Genomic DNA, 5666 nt, shown 5'->3' with positions numbered 1-5666 from the left:
GGAGGCGGTGCTGGCGCTGTAGGCGTTGGCGGCGGTGCCGGTGGTGGAGAGCTGGGTCGAGAGCGCCTGGTTGGCGATCGACTTGGCCTGGTCCACGAGCTTCTGGATCGAGGTGATGCCCTGGTTGGCGGCCTGGATCGACTGGATGCCGTTGGAGATGCCGTCGAGGAGGGAGTTCAGGCTCGAGGAGCGTCCGTCGAGGGCCTGGGAGGTGAAGAAGTTGGTCGGGTTGTCGAGGGCGGAGTTGACGGTCTTGCCGGTCGCGAGCCGATTCTGGGTGGTCGCCATCAGCTGGGCGGTGTCCTGCAGCGAGAGCAGGTTCTGGCGCGTCGCGGCCGACAGGGTGATGGAGGACATGGATCGCTATCTTTCCAACCGGAGCAACCCGATTCTCGGGGATGACTAAGAATACCGGTTAGGGTTAAGTCCGGATTAAGCGCGCGAGTATTTTCGCCGCGCCGGTAGCGTTACCGGAAAATTTACGGCCCGCGCGCGCAAGCCAGTCCCGGACGGCATCGATCAGGGGCGTCCCGACCAGGAGGTCATCGGAGACTTGAAGCGGCGGGAGTCCATCCCGTCCGGCGCGGGCGGATCAGGCGATCCGGCCGGCGCCTCGCGCCGCGGGACGGATTCTCAGTCCAGCGCGTAGCCGAGCATCCCTTCGGACATGTGACCCTCACAGTCCGGGACGGTCGACACGAAATGATCGCGGCCTCCGGCGATGCAACGGTAGATCGGATGGCTCCCCGGCCTCTGCGCCTCGTAGACGTAGCCGGTCTGCCCGAGCGGTGTCTGGCCCTCGCATCTCGGGTCGCGGCTGAGGAAGTGGTCCTGTCCTGCCGCGCAGCTCATCAGCATCGCGGTCCCGGGCGCCGGGAGCGTCAACACGGTACCGAGGCTGCGCTCGATCGTGTAGCCCGGCCCGATATAGCCGGTCGTCACCCAGTGGCCGCCGGGCCCGAAGGCGCGCCGCAGGGGAAGGCGGTCGGCGCCCTTCGGCCGCCGCGCCTCGGCGACCCGCCACGTGCCGGGATAGGGGTCACCCCCTGAGAAGAAGACCGTGATGTCCGGCAGGAACGGCGTCAGGAACCCCGCCCCGTCGCGCTGGAAGCCGGGACTGTGGTTCAGGTAGAAGCCCGTGACGTCGGAGTTCAGGTAGCCCAGGGGTGTCCACGCCGCCGGCGCCCCGCTCAGCACCGCCTTCAGGGGCATCCTGAACAGCCCCATCTGGTAGGTTTCCCGGTCGGGATTGCGCCCCGGATCCTTGCAGGCCACCTGCTGGCACACGCGGCCCGGCAACCCGGTGATGACGTAGACCTCGCCGGTCTTGGGATCGTAGGCGAAATCCGAGTTCGGGTTGATGGTCGAGCCGTCGGTCGTGGCGTTGGGGACTCGCGCCGGCGCCCCGAAATGCACGCCGTCGGCCGTGTGCCGGACGTAGAGGTCCCCGAAGCCCGGCACGCCCTGCGGCCCGGTGAGATCCGTGGTGAAGACGAACAGGCCGGACCGGCCGTCCGAGAAGGTCGCCGGCTGGCCCGTGCCGTAATTGCCCTGCGCGATGACCGGGTTGATCGGCTTGATGACCGGTTCCGGGTAGTCGACCCACGTCACCTTGTCGTTCGAGAAGGCGAGGCCGGTCTGGTTGTTGTTTCCGGGCAGGTTGTCGGCGCCCGAATAGTACATCGCGTAGGCGTAGGTCTGCCCGTCCGCCGGGTTGACGAAGCGGCCCCGGATCACGCTGGGATCACAGACGTACTGCCGGTTCCAGGAGTTGGGCGTCGGCTGGAACACGATCCGCGCCGGCGAGAAGCCGGTCTGCGGCGTGTAGGAGCGATGGAAGATGACGTCCGTCTTGCCCTGACCGCACCACCAGATGTCGGTGGTCCCGTTCTCGGTGATGACGCTCGGCGCGTAGTTGTAGCCGGCTGGATTGGCCTCGTTGACGAACAGCGGTTGCGCCTCCGGCCCCTTCCAGCCGGCCTCGCCCGCGACCGGGACGGCGAGCACTGCCAGGAGCATCCCGACGAGAGCGCCCTTCCGCGCAACGAGAACCGGCAGCATCCTCATTCCCATCGCTCCCACCGGTCCGCTCCTGACTCCGAGATGCCGAGACATTCCGGCGGCGTGCTGACGACCGGAATGTGGCCGTCTGATATCCGGCGGCTCTGACCGGCGGCTCCGATCGTGTCCCGACGCGTCTCCCGCGGACGCGATCACGCGCCCTGCGCGGGCGGGACCGCGCGGCGGCAGACCGGCCGCAGGGCGCGGTCGAGCAGCGATTGCCGCCCGAGGATCATCTCGAAGAAATCGTACTCCCCCGGCCTGAAATTGGCTTTCAGGAACTGGAAGTGCATGTGGAAAGGCTTGAGGCGCAGACGCTTGTAGTCGTCCTCGGGTATCCTGTCCTTGACCCCGGCGGAACGGATGAGCGGGTTGCAGGCCAGGAAGGCGGGTCGTCCGAATCCGAGATCGAAGATCGGATTGAAGCCGTAGCAGTTGAGCCAATCCTGGGGGGCTTGGTAGTCGCACCAGACGATGCGGTCGCTGAAGACGAGGGTCGCGATGTCGTCGCGCAGCGCGCGGGCCTCGTGCTGGAGCGCCACGAAGGGCAGCCCCGAGCCGAGCGTGACGAGCGACAGGCGCGGATGCCCTCGATCGTCGGTCCCGAGGCGCGCGAGGACCTGCGCGGCAACCTCGACCGCCATGGCTGCGCCGAGGGAATGGCCGACGATCATGACCTCGTCGGGCGCGTCCGCCGGGTTCGCGCGCCAGTGGGCCAGTTCGGCCAGGACACGGTCCCGGAAGGCCGCGACCCGGTCCGCGTAATCCGGCCGCCGACCGGTCGCGTGCTGCCAGAAGAAGATCCGGATGCTCAGGATGTGCCAGAAGAACAGGCGCCCTAGCACCTTCTTGGCGCCGTACAGGAGCGCGAGCGCCGCGGCCGCGAGAAGCAGCGCCACGCCGACCGTTTCCGTCAGCGCCGACGGGCTGACGGCAGCGTAGATCGCGGTGCCGAGCGCGATCAGGAGCGCCGGGGCCACGAAGGCGACGAAGAACGGGAAGGCGGTCAGCACCGTGTAGGGCCATCCGAACCGGGACGTCTTGAAGACCAATCCCTGTGCGAGCCCCGCCGCGACGCTCCGCGCCAGCAGAGCCAGCTTGCGCGACACGGGACGCGCGAGATCCGCATGGACGATATCGCTCCAGATCAGGGTCTCGCAGCGGACCGCCGCACCGTCGCCGTCGGCGGGTGCGTCGACCGTCCAGCTCCGGGTCAGACCATCCGGATCGGTCCGGATCTCCGAGACCGCGCGCGGCATCGCCCCGAACCGGGTCGCGTGACGGTGAAGCTCCCGCTTGAAGAAGGCGGGGAAGCGGATGCCGCTGCGGGCGTCGAATCCGTGAATGAAAAAGACATGTCGCCGCGCCACCGGTGCCGGATGAAGGTCTCTCAACTTGAAGGGCGTGAACGATAAGTAGCCGCGGACCATGTGATCGATCGAGGACGAGAGCACGAGAGGGATTCGTGGCGGTCGACGGCGCCCGCAGGGGCGGCTCCATTGCACCATCGCGGAGGGCTCCACAACAGCGCACCGGCGGATCTGGTTCCGCCACCGGCCAGCATTCATGATCCGGGCGGCATTCCCGGCACTGTCGCCCGGCAACACCGGCGGCGCCGAAAATCCGTTTCGCGCTCGGGGGGGACTGGACTTGGGAAAACTGAGCCTCCTACGGTGCGGGACGCGGGGGCGGTGTTCAAGATTCGTATGGGTTTGTCAGAGGCCGTGAGGGCGCTCCGCAGCGGCGCCCTCCGCCGTCACAAGATCGGCCATATCCAGGCCGTCTTCGACGCTGCGCCGAGCGGCTGCGTCGTGCTCGCCGGCGACTCGCACGCGGCTCACATGCCGCGGCCGGTCGTTTCCCGTCCCGTGCTGAATGCCGGGCTCGCGGGCGCGACGGCCCGCTCCTACCGCCGGGCCCTCGACCTGCTGCGTGCGCCCCTGCCGGCCTTCCTGGCGGTCCTGTTCGTCGGGACCAACGACATCCGCTCGCCGTCGGCGCTCGGGCGATCGGCGACGGCCGATTTCTCCGACCACGCGGATCGCATCGTCGACCGCTTCCAGGCCTTCGCCCTCGACACGCTGGTCTCGGCGCTGCCGCCCACGCCGGGCTCGTGGGTTACCGAGCGCGATCCCGCCGCGGTCGAGGTCTATTCCGATCTCCTCCGCGCCGTCTGCGCACGCCGGGGGGTCTCGTTCTTCGACCCGTTCGCGGCGCTGCGCGGAGCGCGCTTCGGTCTCGCCGAGGACGAGGCCTTCGTCGAAGGGACGCATCTGCGGGATTACGCGGCCGTCGCCGCGCGCGTCGCCGGCCAGATCCGCGACCGGTACGGTCTCCATCATTATCTGGAGAGCCCGCTCCCGGGCTTCGATGAGGCCTATTACAGGAGCTGGTACGCCGACACGTGCCAGTATCCCCACGGTCCGGCGCGACACTACCTCGATCTCGGCTGGCGCGAGGGCCGTGACCCGAGCGGGCATTTCAGCACCGACGGGTATCTCGACGCGAACCCGGATGTTCGCGTGGCCGGGGTCAACCCGCTCGTCCACTTCCTGGAGGTCGGCTTCGCGCAGGGGCGGACCGGCTGGCAGAAGGCGCGCACGCATCCGACGCGCTATCGCGGCGTCGACCCGGACACCTGAGGGCAGCGCCGCGGGCCGGCAGCGCGCACGCCATCGTGACCGCCGCCGCCGCGAAGCTGACGCAGGACGGTGTACGCATGTGATCATGCGCCTCCTCCTCGCCGTCCCACTCCTCGTCCTCATCGCCACCGGAGCGTCGGCCGGAGAGCCGCTCCTCGACGGACCCGTCGTCGCCGGCGGCTTCGGGATGGGCGGGTCGGACTATTACGGCGACGTTCACAGCCGCATGCCGTTCACCGGCGAGGCACCGCCGCGGCCGGTCGGGATGGCCGACATCGTGCGCGTCCGGGCGGCCCGCGCGCGCGCCGCGACCGCGTCCCGGCGACAGGCGCCGCACCGACCTGCGCATCGCGGCTGAGTGTCTCCGGCCTCCGCCGATCCGAACCAGCCGGACGAGGAGAGCGCGGTCCGAACGATCGGGCCGTAGCCGTAGGAGGACGGTCGGAGCGGCGGATCAGTGCCGGTATCGTTCGGCCAGGGCCATGAGGGCCTGGGCGAGCTCGGTGAGGTTGGCGGAGGCGGCCTCGACCTGCCGCGTGCCGGCCGCGGTCTGCTGGCTGGCCTGGCGGATGTTCTGCAGCGCCCCCATCACCTGCTCGATGCCCAGCTGCTGCTGGTTGGTCGAGGCCACGATCTGCTGGAACGTCTGCACGTTCTCCTCCACCCGCGCGGTGATCTCCTCGATCGTGCGCTGCGTCGTGTCCGAGCGCGTCTTGCCCGCCGCCGCGCGCTTGACCGCCTCCTCGGTCAGCATCACCGACGTGTTGATGCCCCGCTGGATCTCGCCCAGGATCCCCCGCACCTGCCCCGTGGCCGCCTTGGCCTGGTCGGCCAGGAGCTTCATCTCCGAGGCCACCACCGAGAAGCTGCGCCCGCTCTCGCCGGCCGCGGCCGCCTCGATGGCGGCGTTCAGCGCCAGCAGGTGCGTGCGCTCCGAGATGTCGTTGACCGTCTCGATGATGT

General features: G+C 69.1%; 5 protein-coding genes and 1 pseudogene. 2 read left to right on the top strand and 4 right to left on the bottom strand.

What is annotated here, in order from left to right; genetic code table 11:
- From H288_RS33380 to H288_RS0131635, 3 genes and pseudogenes are all read right to left on the bottom strand, one after another.
- Nucleotides 1-357, bottom strand: a pseudogene (locus H288_RS33380) (flagellar protein); the annotation flags it as partial.
- Nucleotides 358-633: 276 nt separating this feature from the next.
- Nucleotides 634-2067, bottom strand: coding sequence for a hypothetical protein (locus tag H288_RS0131640; RefSeq protein ID WP_244435312.1), 1434 nt, complete (start codon nt 2065-2067; stop codon nt 634-636).
- 146 nt (nt 2068-2213) lie between these two features.
- The gene (locus H288_RS0131635; protein WP_245274591.1) at nt 2214-3320 is read right to left on the bottom strand and encodes a hypothetical protein; all 1107 of its coding nucleotides are present in this window, start codon (nt 3318-3320) and stop codon (nt 2214-2216) included.
- A 465-nt stretch (nt 3321-3785) separates the two neighbouring features.
- On the opposite strand from H288_RS0131635, the gene H288_RS0131630 reads away from it, so the two are divergent.
- The gene (locus H288_RS0131630) at nt 3786-4703 is read left to right on the top strand and encodes an SGNH/GDSL hydrolase family protein (RefSeq protein ID WP_020096556.1); all 918 of its coding nucleotides are present in this window, start codon (nt 3786-3788) and stop codon (nt 4701-4703) included.
- An 85-nt stretch (nt 4704-4788) separates the two neighbouring features.
- Nucleotides 4789-5061 (top strand): hypothetical protein, encoded by a 273-nt coding sequence (locus H288_RS0131625; protein ID WP_042672101.1) that lies wholly within the window; start codon nt 4789-4791, stop codon nt 5059-5061.
- A 96-nt stretch (nt 5062-5157) separates the two neighbouring features.
- Here the strand turns inward: H288_RS0131625 and H288_RS33375 are convergent.
- On the bottom strand, nt 5158-5666 hold a 509-nt coding region (locus tag H288_RS33375; protein ID WP_043713549.1), incomplete at its 5' end, for a methyl-accepting chemotaxis protein.

This window comes from Methylobacterium sp. 285MFTsu5.1 (assembly GCF_000383455.1).
Taxonomy (GTDB): Bacteria; Pseudomonadota; Alphaproteobacteria; order Rhizobiales; family Beijerinckiaceae; genus Methylobacterium.
This window is presented reverse-complemented; position numbering and strand designations above follow the sequence as displayed.